We start from the raw sequence: 16391 nt of genomic DNA, 5'->3' as shown, positions 1-16391 counted from the left end.
ACGGGTGCGGACGAAACCCGATTGCCGACTGGCGTACCCATTCGCCCATTGGCGAATGGCGGGCTTCCGCGAAGCGCGTTGGCCGGGTCATCCAGATGCTTCACCCGGGAGTCCCTTATGTCGTTGCGCCTCACTATCGCTGCCCTGTTCCTTGCCGCAGTCGCCCCTGCGGTCGAAGCCCAATCCGTAGCGGCCGGGTTTCAGCATCGTGTGACGCCAGATGGTATCGAGGTGGGCGTCTGGTATCCGACGTCGGGGATACCGGTTCGCCAGCGGCTCGGGCTCTATACGCAGGACGTGGTGCCCGACGCTCGCCTGCCGAAAGGCAGGCATCCGTTGGTCGTCATCTCGCACGGCACCGGGGGGGATTTCGCCGGTCACGTCGATACGGCCGTCGCGCTTGCGCAGGCCGGCTTCATCGTCGCCGCGCTCACCCACCCGGGGGATAACTGGCGCGACAACAGCAGAGCTACCCGGATCGAGCGTCGCCCGCCCGCACTGAGTGCGACCATCTCGTACATGTTGAAGGCCTGGGCGGGCCACGCCGTCATCGACCCCAATCGCGTTGGCGCCTTCGGTTTCTCTGCAGGTGGCTTCACGGTTCTCGCGGCGGCGGGGGGAAGGCCCGACATGACGCGCTTTGCCGATCATTGCGCGCGGCATCCCGTCTTTTTCGTATGCACGCTCCTGAAGGCGCAACCCCGAACGCTGACGCGTGTCTGGCCGTCGATGACCGACCCGCGGATCAAGGCAATTGTCGTCGCTGCCCCCGCGATCGGTTTCACCTTCGATCGTGCTGGATTAAGGGGCGTGCGTATCCCCGTGCAGCTCTGGCGCGCGGACGACGACGGGATCCTCCCTGCGCCGTTCTACGCTGATGCGGTTCGTGCAGCGCTGCCGAAGACGCCGGAGTTCCATTCCATGCCGGGCGCAGGGCACTTTGACTTTCTGGCCCCATGCGCCGATCCGGCGACCATGCCCCAACTATGCGCCAGCGGGCCGGGCTTCGACCGAACTGCCTTTCATGCCGACTTCAATGCAGACGTCGTGCGGTTTTTCGTAGAAAAGTTGCGCCGTTGATCGTGACGGTTGTGCCTGATGGCACGCGATTGCAGGGCCATTCGGCCTGTTATGGCAATGCCGGATCAAGCCACGTTGAGGAACCGATCGGGAGCAGACGCTGATCCTTGGCGCGGACTATCAGGCGAGCTCAGGGACATCCTATTTCACGCGGCTGTCGAATTACGCGCGGATCGACGTCTTTAATCCGGTGTCACCGGCTGAGCCGCCGCTCGACCCTTATGGACCGCTCCCGGCCTATCCGGTTCAGGGAACCGTCGGCCAATGCGCACCGGTGCAGACACCCGCGCAGTGCGTCACCCAGGTCTATGGCGGGACCGTCACCAACCTCGAACAATATGGGCTCTACGGGCAGATGCGGTTGAGCCCGGTTCAAGGCGTGACATTGATCGGTGGCGGCCGCCTGACATGGTTCGATACCGACAGCCAGACGCTGCTCCCGACGCGGGGTCTGCGGACGGGGTATACGATCGAAAACCGGTTCACCCCGTATGCCGGGGTCGTGTGGGACCTGACCCGGCAGCTCAACCTGTACGCCAGCTACGCCGACAGCTTTACACCGCAAGCGCAACCCGTCGGACGGCAACGCGGCGACGGGGGCGGCATCGAGCCGATGATTGGCGCGCAATATGAGGCCGGCAGCAAGCTGTCGCTGATGAACAACCGGTTGTTGCTGTCCGCGGCAGCGTATCAGATCACCCAGAAGAACCGGCTGTTCAACGATCCGGTCGATACCACGCTCTATTATCAGCTCGGCAAGGCGCGGTCGCGCGGGATCGAAGTGGAGGCAAGCGGGGAGATCCTGCCGGGTTGGCGGATCAACGGTGGCTACAGCTACACCCGCACCAAATTGCTCGAGGACATCAACCCGGTGCTGGAGGGCAGTTCGCTCGTCCCGGTTATTCCCCGGCATATGGGCAAGGTCTTCACCAACTACGCGCCGACCAGTGGGCGGTTCGCCGGGGCAAGCATCGGTGGAGGACTGACGGTCTTCGGCGCAACCGCAGGCGGCACGCCGTCATCAGTCGCGGCGAACGGGACACGTACGGTATCGACGCTGGTCCGACAGGGCAGCTATGCCGTCCTGGACATCCGCGCTGGGTATAGCCTGACGCCACGGCTAGGGGTGTCGGTCAACCTTAGTAACGTCCTTGAACGCACCTACTATGCCCGCATCTTCTCGACCGCGCGGGGCAATTACTACGGCTCTCCGCGGACGGTGTTCGCGACCTTGCGGTACAAGATGTGATGAGCAGGACAGGGGGGCATTCCCACGCGCAGGCGCGCTGGGCGCAACGCGGTGATATTGCGCCGCGCGTTCTCGCCGCGGTGCCGTTCGGTTACGCTGCTTCTTTCGTCGCGCGTCCGGGACGACGTGCCCCTTCGGTAAGGTCTGTTGATACAGTAAGGCCTACGCTATGAGCTGCGCCACAGTCTTTATTTGCATATGTGGCTTCCTGTTCTTCGGCCTTGCTACGGAGGCTCATCATCGGCGTCGATGCAGCGGCGTGTTGTCGGCGCGACGGTGTACGGCCATGCGGGTCGCGGGCTGGAGTTCGCTTGTTGCGGCATTTCTGGCGGCGGTCGTCGGTGGTGGCTGGGACTTCGGTCCGGTGCGTTGGATGGGCGCAGTCATGCTCGGTGCCGGTGCCGCGTTTCTGTCGCTGAACTTTGCCCCTGCATGGATGAAACAGTCTTTCTTCGTCAGATGGTAAGTGCGCGAGCCAGGACATGGTGCATCTTCAAGAGGGTCAAAAACAATTGCGGTTCAGACCCGTCCGTCGCACGGGACGAACGTAGGGGTGTGGGTCATCGCCTCGTCATCGTCTGAGCCGTTTCCATCCAAGCCATATGCCGCTTATCGATGTCACCGTACCAACGATTGAGAACAGCCAGATCAGCCCATCCCAGGCCGGCCGATGCAACGTCAGCGTGTTCAGATCCCATTTGTGGAGGAGGTCGAATGCCCAACGGTACGCCCGCTGGCGCGCATCGACGGTCTTGAGTATTTGCCCGGTGGCAGGATCGACATAGCACCAGGTTTGCGCCGGATCAGCGAAACGTAGCCGCAATACTGGCAGCCGCGGCAGCTCCGCGACGGCATACCAATATGTATCGGGCGCCGTCAGGCGATCGACCGAGAGGAGCGGCGCGGAGCTCTCCATTTGGCGTGCGGCCGTCACGATGGCTGTCTCTGCAGCGCGGGACGGTGCGAGTGTTGCCGCACGCAACACTATTCTCCGCCCGTCATGATAGGACAACACGATGAGCGGGGTTCTGGCGTGGTCAGTCAGCTCTGCTTCAACCGCACCTGCGCCAGCGACGCGGAGCCGGTCGAATGCCATGCCCGGCATCTGATCGGAAGCCTGATAGATCCGCATCGCCGCCTCGTCCGGCTTCGTCCCGCGAAACAGATGGCCGGGATCGACCGACAGCCATCCGCTGAAGATCCAGGCGATCAGGAAGACACCACCCACCAGCCCGGCAACATGATGCCAAAGCATCCAGCCGTTGTAAGGCGTCATCCGTCCGCCTTTGAAGCGGCGTACGCCGATGCGGGTCCGCAGGATACCGATCCACATCCCCGCGACCGCCGCGGCGATGCAGGGGCCAGACACCCACAGCACGACCTGACGCCAAGCCGTTTGATCCTGTCGCAGCACCGTCGGGTAAAGCCAGTGTGGCACCGAACCAAGCCAGTTCCAGAACCGCTCGCGACGCGTGGTCACTTGAACGACGGTACCCGTAGTCGAGGACACATAGGCCTCCGTGCCGGACGCGTCGGCAAGCGCAACCTTCCAAAGGGGACGGTGCCGATCAAAACCGCCAGCGACCGTCCACTGATCGCGGGTCAGCCGTTCTACGTACTGCGTCGGTGCGTTTCCAAAACGACCGGCGATCCGACCGGCGTAAAGAGCGTCGACCGGTCGCAGGACAGTACCGCGACTGGCTGCGACCGTGGTGTGCATTCCGTTCCACCCGGTCACCCGCCAGACAGGCGTGCCGTCGCGCATTTCCAGCAACAGCCCCTGCGGTAGTCGTCCGCCATCTAGCGGGGGCGGCACGTTTACTGCTGCCCAGTCGATCGCCTCGCCCCCAGCCAGCGTCTCTGCTTGCGAGAGAGCAGGGTAGGGCACGTAGAGCATCACCAGCCCGGACAGGAACCACATGGTGAAGAGCAGGCAGCTGGCGATACCGATCCAGCGGTGAACGAGGTAGAGCCAGCGCCGGGCAGTCTTGCCAAGCGCTAGGCGCATCCGGGCGTTAAAAGCTGGCACGAAGCGACACGTCGACCGAGCGGGGACGACCAAGGACCCACTGCTGGTTGTTGTATGTGCTGATTGCATAGTCCCGGTCGAACAGGTTGTAGCCGTGGATATCGACCGCCAAGTGCGGCGTCACCGCGTAGGAGAGCATGGCATCGACCGTGATGTAGCTGGGGACGCGGAAGCTGTTGGCGTTGTCCGAATAGCGTCGTCCAACGTAGCGCAGCCCGGCGCGTGCCTGGAGCGCGTGCGTCGCGTTCCAGCGCAGCCAGAGATTGGCGAGCGTCTCGGGCACGTCCGGCGGGGTATTGCCGTTGAAGCTCGAACCGCCGGAGACGAAGTCGTCGAACGTCGCGTCGAGCACGCTGCCGTTTGCATCGATCCCGACACCGTAAGGCAGATCGAGCGACACCGCGGCCTCGATGCCCCTGGCCGATCGTTGGCCTACCTGCTCGACCGGGCTCGCCGGGGTGAGCTGCGCCAGCAAGCGCTTCTTGACGATGCGGTAGGTGGCGAGGGTGGCGGTGCCGCGACCGTCGAGAAACACTGCCTTGGCGCCGACCTCGACCTGGTCGCCGACCGCGTTGCTGAACTGCACCTGCCCGGTCGAATAGGTCGTCAGCGTCCCCAGCGGGTCCACGCCGGTGGCATATTGCGCATAGAGCGACACCGTCGGGATCGGCTGATAGACGCTACCGACCCGCCAGGTCACGTTACGCAGCCGCTTGTCGAGCGCGAACGTCTCAGTGCTTGCGCCGCCTGGATAGTCGATCGACCAGCGGCGGATCGTGTCACGCTCGTAGCGCACGCCACCGACGATCGAGACGTGCGTGCCGAGCTTCAGTCTGTCCTCGGCAAAGACCGCATATTCGGTGGTGCGTGTGCGATAACGCGGTGCGATGCCCTGTGTGTCGACGATCAGACCGGGATCGAACGCCACGGGATCAACCTCCGAAATCTGGGGATCGGACCCGAAATTGTGGGAGTAGGTGAGTTTGATGAGGTTGACGTCAAAGCCCACGACAAAGTCGTTGCGGACCCCATCGGCGACGTCCGTCCTGAGCGTCACGCTGCCCTGATCGCCCCACTGCGTCTGGTCGTGGACGATACCGGTCATGTCGGTGCGGAGGATGCTGCCGGGAGTGCTGGTGTTGCCGCTGCCGTTGGAACAGACGCCGTCTGCGGCGATCCAGCAATAGCTTTCGAGATTGAGCCACGACCGTTTGGAGGTCAGGCGATAGGCCTGGTTGCTGACGCTGACCGCATCGCTTGGCGTCCAGTCGACCTGCAGGCTGGTGCGGTTGTCGCGGTAGCGAATATAGCCGTCGCGCGTGTTGTAGTTTCGCTCCCGGATGCGGTCGTCGAGCCGTCCGTCGATCAGCGGCGTCCCGAAATAGCGCATCGGCCTCTGGTCGCCATAATCGTCTCGCGCGGTGACGACGAGCGTGTCGGTCGGTGCCCAGCGCAGCGTCCCCGACACGGCATGGCTGCGCGACTGGCCACGATCGACATAGCCGTCGGAGCGGCGGTAGCTGCCGTCGATGCGATAGGAGAGGCGCTTGGTGATCGCCCCCCCTGCGCCTGCCGCGACATGAAAGCTGTCTTGCGAGCCATAGCCGATCTCGCCTTCCATTTGCGTACGCTGCGTATCGGGTTTGCGCATCAGGACATTCACCGCGCCGCCAAGCGCGCCCTGGCCGTAGAGCACCGAGGCCGGACCACTCAGGATGTCGATCCGTTCGACCATCCACGGATCGGTCGGAAAGGTGATCGTGCCCGCAGCCGGGAACAGCCGTACGCCGTCGATCAGTTGGAGCACGGATCCCTGACCGCTAAAGCCCCGCGCGGCGAGCGCGGTGCCGCCATTGCCGGGATTGCCAGCGTTGCTGATGCCCGGTGCGCGGCTCGTCGCGTCGATCACCGACATGTCGCCCCGCGCGCGGATCGTGGCGCCATCGATGACCGAGATCGTCGCGGGGGTCTCGAGCGGCGTGAGGCGCAGGCGGCTGCCGGTCTGATTTGGCGTGGTTAGCGTGACTTGGGCATGCTGGCCGACAACCAGGATGTCCTCGGCGTCGGAAGCAGGCGCGGACTGGGCCGTGAGCGGTGCTGCGACAACAGGCGATAGCAAAGCGCCCGCGAACGCGAGGCGAGAAGACAGGAACGGCAATATGGTAACCCCCGGGCGTCGAGCGAACCCGGCAGGGACCTCCCGCGAACGGCCGACATCCGCGCCAGCCGGACGCCATCGCGACCGGCACGCATGCCCGTGCGGTCCCCACCGCACACGTCGTCGCTCGACGGAGTACCGTGCCGCGGCCACCCCCTGGGCCAGGCAAGAGCGACCAGACGCCGGCAGGTCTCCTGGCTCACGGGTCATCACACGATGCACGGCCTTCCCAGGCCTTGCGTGACATCACGACCGGCCCAGTGGCTGCTCCTTCCGAACAAGGAAGAAGCGAAATGCATCGCGCTCGCCGCTTACAGTTGCAGGGACAGCCTCGGCTTCAGGTGGCGAGCCACCCTCACCGCGTTCCCTTTTAAGCCCCTTTCGGGGCACCGACGCGATCATGCCGGCCTCTTCACTTGGAACAGGTCAGCGGAGACTGTGTATCCTGACGAAGACCATCCGGCAATCGCTCGAAGCGACTATTGCAAAGGTCCAGACGGAAGTAGGTGGTCCTCAACAAATGGTGGGAGTTGGGAACGGGCGCATGCATCACGCTGTCAAGGTCTGGGGCATTGCTGCATTACGGAGTGTCTGACCTGACAGCGCCTCAGGCTTGGTCGGCAAACCGAACACCGAAATCGAATGCTCTATTGTCAGCGTGTCACGGACTTACTCCGTCTGTGCGCGAATAGTCGCGTGCAGACGACGATATCCCAAATACAGGTATTCCTCGATTAGTCTGCTACCGGCCAAGGCGTAATTTCTAATAACATCCCGCCCGATACGTATCGTCGCAACTCATTACGAAATCACCGCGATGAACGGCATGGATATTGACACGGTCATCCGTGACACACGCGCGGTGGCGGAGCGTAAGCTGTCGCGTGGCTTCATTGCGCGTATGAAAACCATTTGTCCAAGGTGTGAGCGCCACGATCCGCGCTTGGCCTGTTGGCGGAAATTGAAACATCGAGGGCGCAGAGTCGCGTCGCAAGAGGGACGCTCGATTGGGCGCCCCATGCTCAACTTATGAGTGGTCCGTTTCTAAAGTTCTGAATCTCGTCACCATAGTGAAAACTGCTTTTCAAAATGGTGACCCCTACGGGAGACGTCATCCCGCGGAGTAATCCAATAAAAACAATAGCCTGGTAAAAGGCCTGATCAGGTATTTCGTAGCATTTGTAGCACCTGATTGTAGCGGGCGACAGGTCAATTTAAGCCGACCCATGTCCTTGGTCCATGCAATCGGCCCGGTGGCGGGTAACTTCATCGATCGCGCTTTGATGGGGGCGCTGTCGGGGTGAAGGGTGGAAAGCGGCCAGTCCGCTTTCGGGTCGCGACTACAGTAAGCTGACGTTCGTTCACTTTCCGACAAGGAGACAATGTGTCTGCAACGCGCACCGGTTCGTCACCGTCGATGACGTGAAGCGAATATGTCAGGAACTGGAGCCAATCGTGCTCCTCCAAGATGCTTAATGCCAAGGACAGCCCTGAGTGAACGCGATGGCCGCCATCGACGCATTCGAGATCAAAAGCTTGAACCTCGCCTCGATTAACGGGTCGTCTAGTACCGCTAAAGTCCGCGGGTCTGATGGTCACTGTGCAGCAAATCTTAACTGCTAGGCTGAAGGCGCTTTTCGGGAGGCGATCATCGAACCTTACGCCCGGTCCGACGCTCAACGCCGAACCGCGGGGCAAGATTGCCGGTTTTAATACCAAGCTCGACCTAGTATTTATCGATACAGGTCTTCTTGGTAGCAACGCGCGATACCATGTCCGCGATGTGCCTATTCGTATCCCCGCAGTCGCCCGCAATCATGCTCCGCCGGGCACGTCGATCGTTCGCGCAGAGCGAATGTCCCCCGCATTTGTGAAATATCATCTCGATGATGGCAGGGTATTGCATCGGTTCGTTCGGCCTGAGCCGCACGCCGATCCGCATGATCATCCCTGGTCGTTCGAGACCACCATTCTGTCCGGTGGATATATCGAAGAGGTCTTCACCTTCCAGCCGGACGGTGCGTGGCGAAGCGCATTCGTTGACCGGCACCCACACTCGCGCCACTGGATCGATGCGAGTCACATTCACCGGATCGTGGCATTGCCGCTGGGAGAAAGCTGGACGCTCGTTCGTGCCGGTCCGCACGAACGCAAGACCATGTTCTGGCGCTTCGGCGACACGGTGCAGCAGCGGGCCTGGAACGCCAGACGCTGGAGCCACTATCGGTAAGCGGTCTCCGATAGGGTCGTGCTCGACGGAACCAAACCTTCGTCGAGAATGGTTTTGGCCAGCGGAGCGAACGCGATACGCTCGGTAATGTGTTCCGAACAGGCAAGCAGCCCGTTGGGGCAATAGCGGTCATCGTCCCAGCCGGGATGATCCAGAATCGGGTAGAGGCAGACCCCCTCCACGGGTACGCCGAGCGATCGGGCGATCTTCACCTCGCGCAGGATCATCCGCAACCAGTCAGGGCGAGCGCTCCCCTCGATCCCGGTTTCGGCGATGAAGATCGGGCGGCCATAGCGGGCATAGGCATCCGCGAGAATTGCGTGGAGCGGGCGAGTGAGCGGATGATCGTACGGTAGCGGCGGGCCGCCATGGATCCACTGGTTGTTGTGGTAGAAGTTCACGCCGACGATATCGAGCAATGCGTCGCGGCCCCCGATCTGTGGCCAGGCCTTCCCCGCGATCATGTCCCATGCCTGATATTGCGCAAGGCGGTGGCCTTCGGCGGCGGGAGCGTCATGGGGGCGGCCCGGATCGGTAATGACGTTGATGACCGGGTCGGCGTGGACGAACCGCGCCGCCGGATCGACCACGAGGATCGCTTCCATCGCGGCGATCGAAGCGCGGGCGAGCTGCACCTTGAGCTCGTAGCCACGCCCGCGGGCAAACGGGTTGAGGTACGCCGCGTCCCCGCCGCCCCAGGCGAAGAACGAGATCTCGTTGACGGGGGCGTAAAAGCGGCGTTCGCCGGCGGCAGCGGGGCCGATATGTCGCGCCGCGGCGGCGGCGAAGGCGGCGAACCGCGTGACGAACGCCGGTGTCCAGATGTCGATGTCGTCGGGCCAGCCATAATGCAGCAGATCCCAGATGACCTCGGTTCCGGTCATCTTCGCAGCAGCAAGCTGGCGATCGAGGCTCGACCAGTCGTAGCGACCGGGTTCGCGTTCAATCAGATGCCAGCGCAAGCCGTCGCGGACGGTCAGGATGCCCAGCTTGGCGAGTTCCGCGTAGTCATGCTTGGCAAGCACGTCGTGGTGGCTTGCTGCGACCACGTCGACGCGCTTCCGGTCGTGCGCCCGTCGATGCGTCGAGCATTCGAAGCCGCCTTGCAGGAAACTCCGGAAGAGTCCTGCCGCACGGGGAAGGCGCGTACGGTCCCCCAGGAGCTCGGCGAACAGCGCTTCCCACCGCGGGACGACGGCGCCGACCGCATATTCCGCATCCACCTTCGTGCGCAGCGCGCGGCCGAGGCGGGACCTGAGCGACCGATCGTCGATCAACCGCTCGATCGCCGCGGCAACCGCCGACGGATCCTCGTGCGGAACGAACAGGCCGCTGACCTGATCGACGATCTGCTGCTCGGACCCGTTGTCGCGCGTCGCTACCACGGGCAGGCCGGCTGCACCGGCTTCGGCGATGACGTGCGGCATCCCTTCGCCGCGCGACAGCCATACGAAGACGTCGAGTGCCACAAGCAGGTCGGGCACGTCGTCCCGATCGCCGATGAAACTGAGCGCTCCATCCAGTCCGAGAGACGTCGCACGGCTGCGCAACGCGACTGCATAATCGGGGAGGAACGCGTCCGGCCCGCCGATTATGACGAAGCGTGCGGCAGGATGTCGCCGGTGCACCAGCGCCGCGGCGTCGATAAAGTCCTCGACTCGCTTCTTGGGATCGAGCCGACCGAGCCATCCGATCAACGGGGCGTCGTCCGCAATCCCAAGTGTCGCACGAACGGGCATTCGGCAAGCCGGATCGAAAGCGCGGGTGTCAACCATCGACGGGATCTCGAGCGCATGATGTTCGCGGCCCGGCATATGGCTGGCAGCGGCGTTGCGGATCGATGCACAAACACCGACGTAGCGGCTGGTAAAATGCTTCGGGCCGGCAAGTGCTTCGGATACGAGGCCGCCATGTTCAATCAGCGGCGGGCGGAGATGGATTCGTTCGAGCGCAGGATAGATATCCGCAACGTTCTGGCAGGAGACGACAATGTCGTAGCCGGGAATCTTGCTGGCGAGATACGCCACGGTCTCGTTGAAGCCGAGCGCGTACGGCGTTCGGTCGACGGGAACGCCGATCGCTTCCAGTTGCGCGTGCGTCTGCTCGGGCATCCCATGCTTGCGGAAGCAGGCGACGACTTCGATCCGGTAGCTCGCGGGATCGAGCGTCTGGGCGAGCAGCCGCACCTCCGTCTCTTCGCCGCCGACGACGAGCCAGGCAAAGACGAACAGGATGCGGATCGGGCGAGCGTCGGAAATCGGTAGAGGTTTCAATCGCCGACCTTGAACACAATCTGGAGGAATTCGGGACGTTCGCCGACCAGCCGTGCGATGAACGCGGGCGCATCGTCGTAAGGCACCACGTGCGTGATCAACTGCGCCCGGATCTCGGGACCGCGCGCAAGCAAGAGCTTGACCGTCTCGTTTGCGAGCCTGCGGCGGTCCCACTGGAACCTCAGGCCGCGGGGAACGCGGTTGATCTGAGCGCACCGCAGGTTGAGCCCGTTGTGATGGAACTCCTCACCGAGCCGCAACCGGTCCGCCCCACCCTGGTAGAACGCGAGGTCGATCACCGTGCCCTGCGGCCGCAACGCCTGCATCGCGGCGTGAAGGCTCGCGGCATCGGCACGGGTCTGGAAAACGACGTCGGCACCACGATCGTCGCCACCGTGGAGCCAGCGGGCCTTGGCATGCGCCCAGGCCTGATCCTCGGTCATCGCTGTGATGCCGAGGCATTCGGCGCGAAGGCGGCGGAAGGGGGAGGGGTCGGCGATCACGACCTCGCTGGCTCCGCTGCCTTGCGCGAACAGCGCAGTCAGCATGCCCACGATCCCGGCGCCGATCACCAGCACCGGACGGCCGCGGATGCCGTCGCCGAGGTTGACGACATTGGGGCCGAGCAGTTCGGCGTCGGCGTGCAATATGCCGTTGGCGGCGATCGGCCCCATCTGCCCGACATAGATGCCGAGGATGGGGTCCATCTCGGCGGGGAGTTTGGTCAGGATGTCGTTGAAAGGGTCCGCGGTGTGGCCGGTCTTGTGCCCGAACACGGTACCCACGATGTCGCCGTTTACAAAATCATGAACGCGGCTGTCACTGACGCGCGCGCATTCCATGTAGCCGAGGAACGGCACCGGATAGTGCGCGCTCGGTTCGCCGGGGACGAACACGCCGCGACCCGCATCCCAGCGCGAATGAAGGTACGGGTTGCTGTTCTTGACGAACGTGAGCTCGGTGCCTGCGGAAAAGCCGGTGTACAGCAGATCGAGCCTGACCTGCCCGTCCCCCGGGGGCGCTTCGTCATAGCCGAAGAAATAGGCTTGCCCAGGGCGCTCGACGCCAAGCGAACGGACGTGGCGCCACTCAGACATGCGCTGCCTCCCGCTCCAACACGTCGATTGCGCGGCCTTCGCTGGCGGAGCGCTCGATCGCCAGCGCAAGGCGGAGCGTTTCGAGCGCGGCGGGGTAGGGGCAACGAATGCGGTTCTCGCCCCCGCGGACCGCATCAATGAAGTCGCGGTCCTCCAGTGCGACGGGATCGCTCTGCGTTCCGCGCACCGGACGCCCGCGACCGATGTCGATCATGACGTCACGGTCGGTGAGTTCGATCGCGAGGCCCTCGCCGAACAGGTGGAGCCCGACGCGGTGGTTCCAGTTGAGCAGGCAAGTCGAGGCGAAATTTGCGATCGCACCGCTCGCGAAGGTCAGCATCGCCGTGCTCGTCGTCGCGACATCGAGGTCGGGGAAGGCTGCACGGTCGACGTGGCCCGACTGGCCATAGACGCGGACGACATCGCCGACGAGATAGCGCGCGAGATCAACAAGATGCGTCGTCTGCTCGAGCATCTGGCCGCCCGAGGCGTCCTTGCGCCACCACCAGCGCGGCGGTGGCGTGGAATCGAGCCAATAGCCCGACAGCAGGCGCGCCGGCGTGGCCGCCAGCAGTGCCTTCACCTCGTCGACCGTATCGAGATACCGCCAGTGATAGCCGACTGCGGTGACGAGGCCGAGCCGCTCGACCGACGCAGCGACATCCTCCGCGGTGCCCAGATCGAGCGCGACCGGTTTCTCGACGAAGAACGGAAGCCGGTGGTCGATCGCGAGGCGTTCCGGTTCGCCGTGAGCGAAGGGGGGCACGCAGATGTAGAGCGCATCAAGGTCGACCGAGGCGAGCATCGCGGCGGCGTCGTCGAACGCGCGCCCCCCGAACCGGGCGGCTGCCTCGGTCGCGCGCGCCATGTCGACATCGGCGACCGCGACGATCGCGACGTCGTCGAACTGTTCGAGTACGCCGAAATGCCGGTGTGCGATGCCGCCCGCGCCGATGAACCCGATCCGTGTACGCTCCACACCGTCTCCTTCTTTTGTTTCTGTCTGGTCTTGCACGCCGGCGTAGACCGCGCGTGTCTCGGCGATCATCCGGTCCGCCGAGAACTGCGCCTGCTGGCGTTCGATCGCCGCGGTCCCGATCGTCGCGAGCGTGTCGCGATCGGCAAGCATCGAGACAATCGCGTCGGCAAAGCTTGCCGGGTCGGCAGCGGTCAGGCGGCCGGTGACCCCGTCCTCGATCGCTTCGGCATTGCCCGGCGCAACGGTCGCCACGACGGGAAGACCGGCGGCCATCGCCTCGAGCGCGACCAGCGGCAAGCCCTCGAACGCGGAAGGGAGGACCAACAGATCCGCCAGCGTCATCAGGTCTGCGACGTCGCTGCGGTTGTCAAGCATCCGTACGCTGCCGGCAAGGCCCCTTGCGGATACACTGCGGGCAGTGGGGATCAGCAGGGGACCGTCACCCGCCAACAGCACGATCACATCCGGGTACACGGCGCGCACTGCCGGAAGCGCGTCGAGCAGCAGCGCATGGCCCTTCTGCTCGGCAAAACGCCCGACCATCAGGAGCACGGGGGCATCGCCGACGGCCCATTCGCCGCGCAGCACCGCCCGCGATCGGGAGGGCTGGTGCGGCATGACACCGTTGTGGATCGTGTCGATCAGAACCGGGTCCACGCCGGCGGCCCGGTGCGTGTCCCGGACGGCGTCCGAAACACAGATCAGCCGCGCGAGCATGGAAGCAGACTCCCGGTGTTCGTCGCGTTGTGCAAGATCGGTGAGGAGATAGGGAAGGTGTTCCGTCCGGATCACCGGCACGCCGACCGCGTGCGCCGCGCGAACCGCAGCGTGCCCTTCCCAGCCGATACCCGCATGGACATGGACGATGTCAGGCCGCGCCTGGCGCAACCAGCGCGCAAGGCCCGGATCATCGTCAAGCGCCTTGACGGCGAAGCCCGCGGCGGCGGCCCGCTCGAGCAGACCGCTACCGGGTCGAGCGGCAACGACGATATCGTCCGCGGGCAACCCCTCGGCAAGTGCCATCATGTGCGCGCCGACGCCGGACGGAGCGAGGCTGTCGGTCAGCAGACAGATGCGGGTCATTCGGCGGCCAGAACCGGAGCGGCAGGAGCAGCGACCTTGGCCGCCATCCGACGATAGGTCGCGAGCGCCTGACCAACGACCTGGTCCATGTTATAATACCGATACGTCGCCAGCCGTCCCACGAACGTCACCCCCGTTTCCGCATCGGCAAGCGCCTCGTAGCGTTTGAACAACGCCTGATTCTCCGGACGGGGGATGGGATAATAAGGGTCACCTTCCGCGCTGGGGAATTCATAGCTGATGCTGGTTTTCGCGTGGAGCTGACCGGTCAGGTGCTTGTATTCGGTGATCCGCGTCTGGGGCACGGTCTCGTCGGGATAGTTTACGACCGCAACCGGCTGGAACTGCGCGACGTCGTGTGTTTCGTGACGGAACTGCAGGCTGCGATACGGCAGCTTGCCAAAACGAAAGTCGAAATACTCGTCGATCGGTCCGGTGAAGACGATGTGGCCAACGTCTACGCGCTCGATAACGTCGCGATACTCGACGCCCAGGTCGAGCGTGATCCCGGGATGATCGAGCATCGCCTCGAACATCCGGGTGTAGCCGTTGGCGGGCATCGCCTGGAAGGTGTCCGTGAAATAGCGGTCGTCGGTCGAGGTGCGCGTCGGCACGCGCGCGGTGACGGTGCGGTCTAGCTCCGACGGATCGAGACCCCATTGCTTGCGCGTATAGCCCTGGAAGAACGTCTCGTAGAGATCGCGCCCGACCGCAGCGACGACGACGTCCTCGGAGGTGCGGATCTCGCCGACCGGTTCGGCCCGGCTGGCAAGGAAAGCAGCCGCCGCCGCGTCGTCCTCGAGCGACAGGCCGTACAGCGCGTTGAGCGTCGTGCGGTTGATCGGCATCGGCACCAGCTTGTCATCGACGCTCGCCAGAACACGATGTTCGTACGGCCGCCATGCGGTGAAGCGCGAGAGATAGTCGAACACGTCGGCGGAATTGGTGTGGAAGATATGCGGTCCGTACCGGTGGATCAGCACGCCGGCCTCGTCATGCTCGTCAAAGGCGTTGCCGCCGATATGCGGGCGGCGGTCGACGACCAAGACGCGCTGGCCACTGTCCGCAGCAAGCCGCTCGGCCAGGACCGCACCGGCAAAGCCCGCACCGACGACCAATGTGTCGTAGCGCTCGCGCTTTACGGAGGGTTCGTAGGATCGCCTGGTGCGCAGGACGTGGTCGATTTCGTTTGCCATTGCGGTTTGGGTCCGGTCCCAGGATTGCGTTGCGATCAGGCGATCGGCTTCGTCGCGCCACGCGCCTTCGGGTGGTAGTGTCAGAGCGTCGGCACATGCGTTTACGAAAGCCTTGGCGTCAGCCGCGATCGTTACAGCCGCGATGTCACCGTAATGTCGCACGACGTCGACGATCGGTGTGGAGACGACCGGCAGCCCGCCGGCGAGATATTCGGGTGTCTTGGTCGGGCTGATGAACCGCGTCGCGGCGTTGATCGCGAACGGCATCAACGCGACGTCCCACCCCGCCAGATATGCGGGAAGCTCGCCATAATGGCGCGAACCCAGCCAGTTGATGTTCGGACGGCGGGGCAGATGCGCGGGATCGATCTTCACGACCGGGCCAATCATCACGAACGACCAGTCGGGGCGGGCGTCGGCGACCGCATCGAGAAGCGCCAGGTCGATGCGTTCGTCGATCACGCCGAAGAAACCGAGCTTCGGGCCACCGATGCCTCGCTGGTCTTCGGGTTCGACAGCGCCCGTACGGGCTTGCGCAAAATGCGCGACATCGACTGCCGAGGGGAATGCGTGGACGTCGCGGTGCCGTTCGCGCTTGGCCTCGTACAGACTGTGACCACCGGTAAAGACGAGATCAGCCAGAGCAAGCAACCGCGCTTCGCGCTCCAGCAGGGCAGGGTCCGCAAAGCGGAACGCGGACAGTTCGTCCATGCAGTCATAGACGACCGCCGCAGCGTCGAGATGCTCGGCGAACGGCACCATCATCGGCGTGTAGAACCAGAGCAGCGGCTTCGCGCGAACGCTCGTCGCGACGAACATGTCGAGCAACTCGCGCAACCCTGCCTCGACCTGGTCTGGGTTCCACCAGTGCGGCAAGCGCGGACGAAGCGTGACGATGCGGTCCGCCGGGAACGGATGATGTTCAAGATACGGCAGCGGGTGATCGCACGGGATGTGCTCTTCCCAGAAGAACACCGCTTGGTTCTGCGCGAACCGCTTCATCAAATGCTGCGGCCG

At 64.0% G+C, this 16391-nt stretch carries 10 protein-coding genes and 1 riboswitch; of the genes, 4 read left to right on the top strand and 6 right to left on the bottom strand.

The annotated features are described in order from the left end of the window. Window positions 1-117: 117 nt before the first annotated feature. The 3 genes from ABIC17_RS13150 to ABIC17_RS13140 all read left to right on the top strand — a co-directional run bounded on the left by ABIC17_RS13150 (window position 118) and on the right by ABIC17_RS13140 (window position 2795). On the top strand, window positions 118-1080 hold the full coding sequence (locus ABIC17_RS13150; RefSeq protein ID WP_354282397.1) for an alpha/beta hydrolase family protein: 963 nt from the start codon (window positions 118-120) through the stop codon (window positions 1078-1080). 100 nt (window positions 1081-1180) lie between these two features. Continuing rightward, a complete protein-coding gene (locus tag ABIC17_RS13145; protein ID WP_354282829.1) occupies window positions 1181-2329 on the top strand; it encodes a TonB-dependent siderophore receptor in 1149 nt (382 codons plus the stop codon). 169 nt (window positions 2330-2498) lie between these two features. Then, a complete protein-coding gene (locus ABIC17_RS13140; RefSeq protein ID WP_354282395.1) occupies window positions 2499-2795 on the top strand; it encodes a DUF3325 domain-containing protein in 297 nt (98 codons plus the stop codon). Between the two features lie 105 nt (window positions 2796-2900). Here ABIC17_RS13140 and ABIC17_RS13135 read toward each other — a convergent pair whose 3' ends face one another. Next, window positions 2901-4337, bottom strand: a complete 1437-nt coding sequence (locus ABIC17_RS13135) for a PepSY-associated transmembrane domain-containing protein (RefSeq protein ID WP_354282393.1) — start codon at window positions 4335-4337, stop codon at window positions 2901-2903. 7 nt (window positions 4338-4344) lie between these two features. Further along, window positions 4345-6477: a TonB-dependent receptor gene (locus ABIC17_RS13130; RefSeq protein ID WP_354282391.1), complete on the bottom strand. Its 2133-nt coding sequence runs from the start codon at window positions 6475-6477 to the stop codon at window positions 4345-4347. A gap of 206 nt (window positions 6478-6683) precedes the next feature. After that, a riboswitch (cobalamin riboswitch) is annotated at window positions 6684-6923 on the bottom strand. 1184 nt (window positions 6924-8107) lie between these two features. Between ABIC17_RS13130 and ABIC17_RS13125 the strand changes: the two genes are divergently transcribed. Beyond that, on the top strand, window positions 8108-8746 hold the full coding sequence (locus ABIC17_RS13125; protein ID WP_354282389.1) for a hypothetical protein: 639 nt from the start codon (window positions 8108-8110) through the stop codon (window positions 8744-8746). On the opposite strand, the gene ABIC17_RS13120 is transcribed toward ABIC17_RS13125, so the two are convergent. Genes ABIC17_RS13120 through glf form a run of 4 tightly spaced genes read right to left on the bottom strand, consistent with a single transcriptional unit; the run spans window position 8737 to window position 16376 of the window. Then, window positions 8737-11019, bottom strand: a complete 2283-nt coding sequence (locus ABIC17_RS13120) for a glycosyltransferase family 4 protein (RefSeq protein ID WP_354282386.1) — start codon at window positions 11017-11019, stop codon at window positions 8737-8739. The two genes, ABIC17_RS13125 and ABIC17_RS13120, sit on opposite strands and share 10 nt — an antisense overlap. Continuing rightward, the gene (locus ABIC17_RS13115; RefSeq protein ID WP_354282384.1) at window positions 11016-12116 is read right to left on the bottom strand and encodes a zinc-dependent alcohol dehydrogenase; all 1101 of its coding nucleotides are present in this window, start codon (window positions 12114-12116) and stop codon (window positions 11016-11018) included. Before ABIC17_RS13115 ends, ABIC17_RS13120 begins: the two co-directional genes overlap by 4 nt. After that, window positions 12109-14178, bottom strand: a complete 2070-nt coding sequence (locus tag ABIC17_RS13110; RefSeq protein WP_354282382.1) for a glycosyltransferase — start codon at window positions 14176-14178, stop codon at window positions 12109-12111. Before ABIC17_RS13110 ends, ABIC17_RS13115 begins: the two co-directional genes overlap by 8 nt. Then, window positions 14175-16376 (bottom strand): UDP-galactopyranose mutase, encoded by a 2202-nt coding sequence (gene glf / locus ABIC17_RS13105; protein ID WP_502958468.1) that lies wholly within the window; start codon window positions 16374-16376, stop codon window positions 14175-14177. Before glf ends, ABIC17_RS13110 begins: the two co-directional genes overlap by 4 nt. Window positions 16377-16391 lie beyond the last annotated feature (15 nt).

The sequence above is a fragment of the Sphingomonas sp. PvP056 genome (assembly GCF_040549155.1).
Lineage (GTDB): Bacteria > Pseudomonadota > Alphaproteobacteria > Sphingomonadales > Sphingomonadaceae > Sphingomonas.
This window is presented reverse-complemented; position numbering and strand designations above follow the sequence as displayed.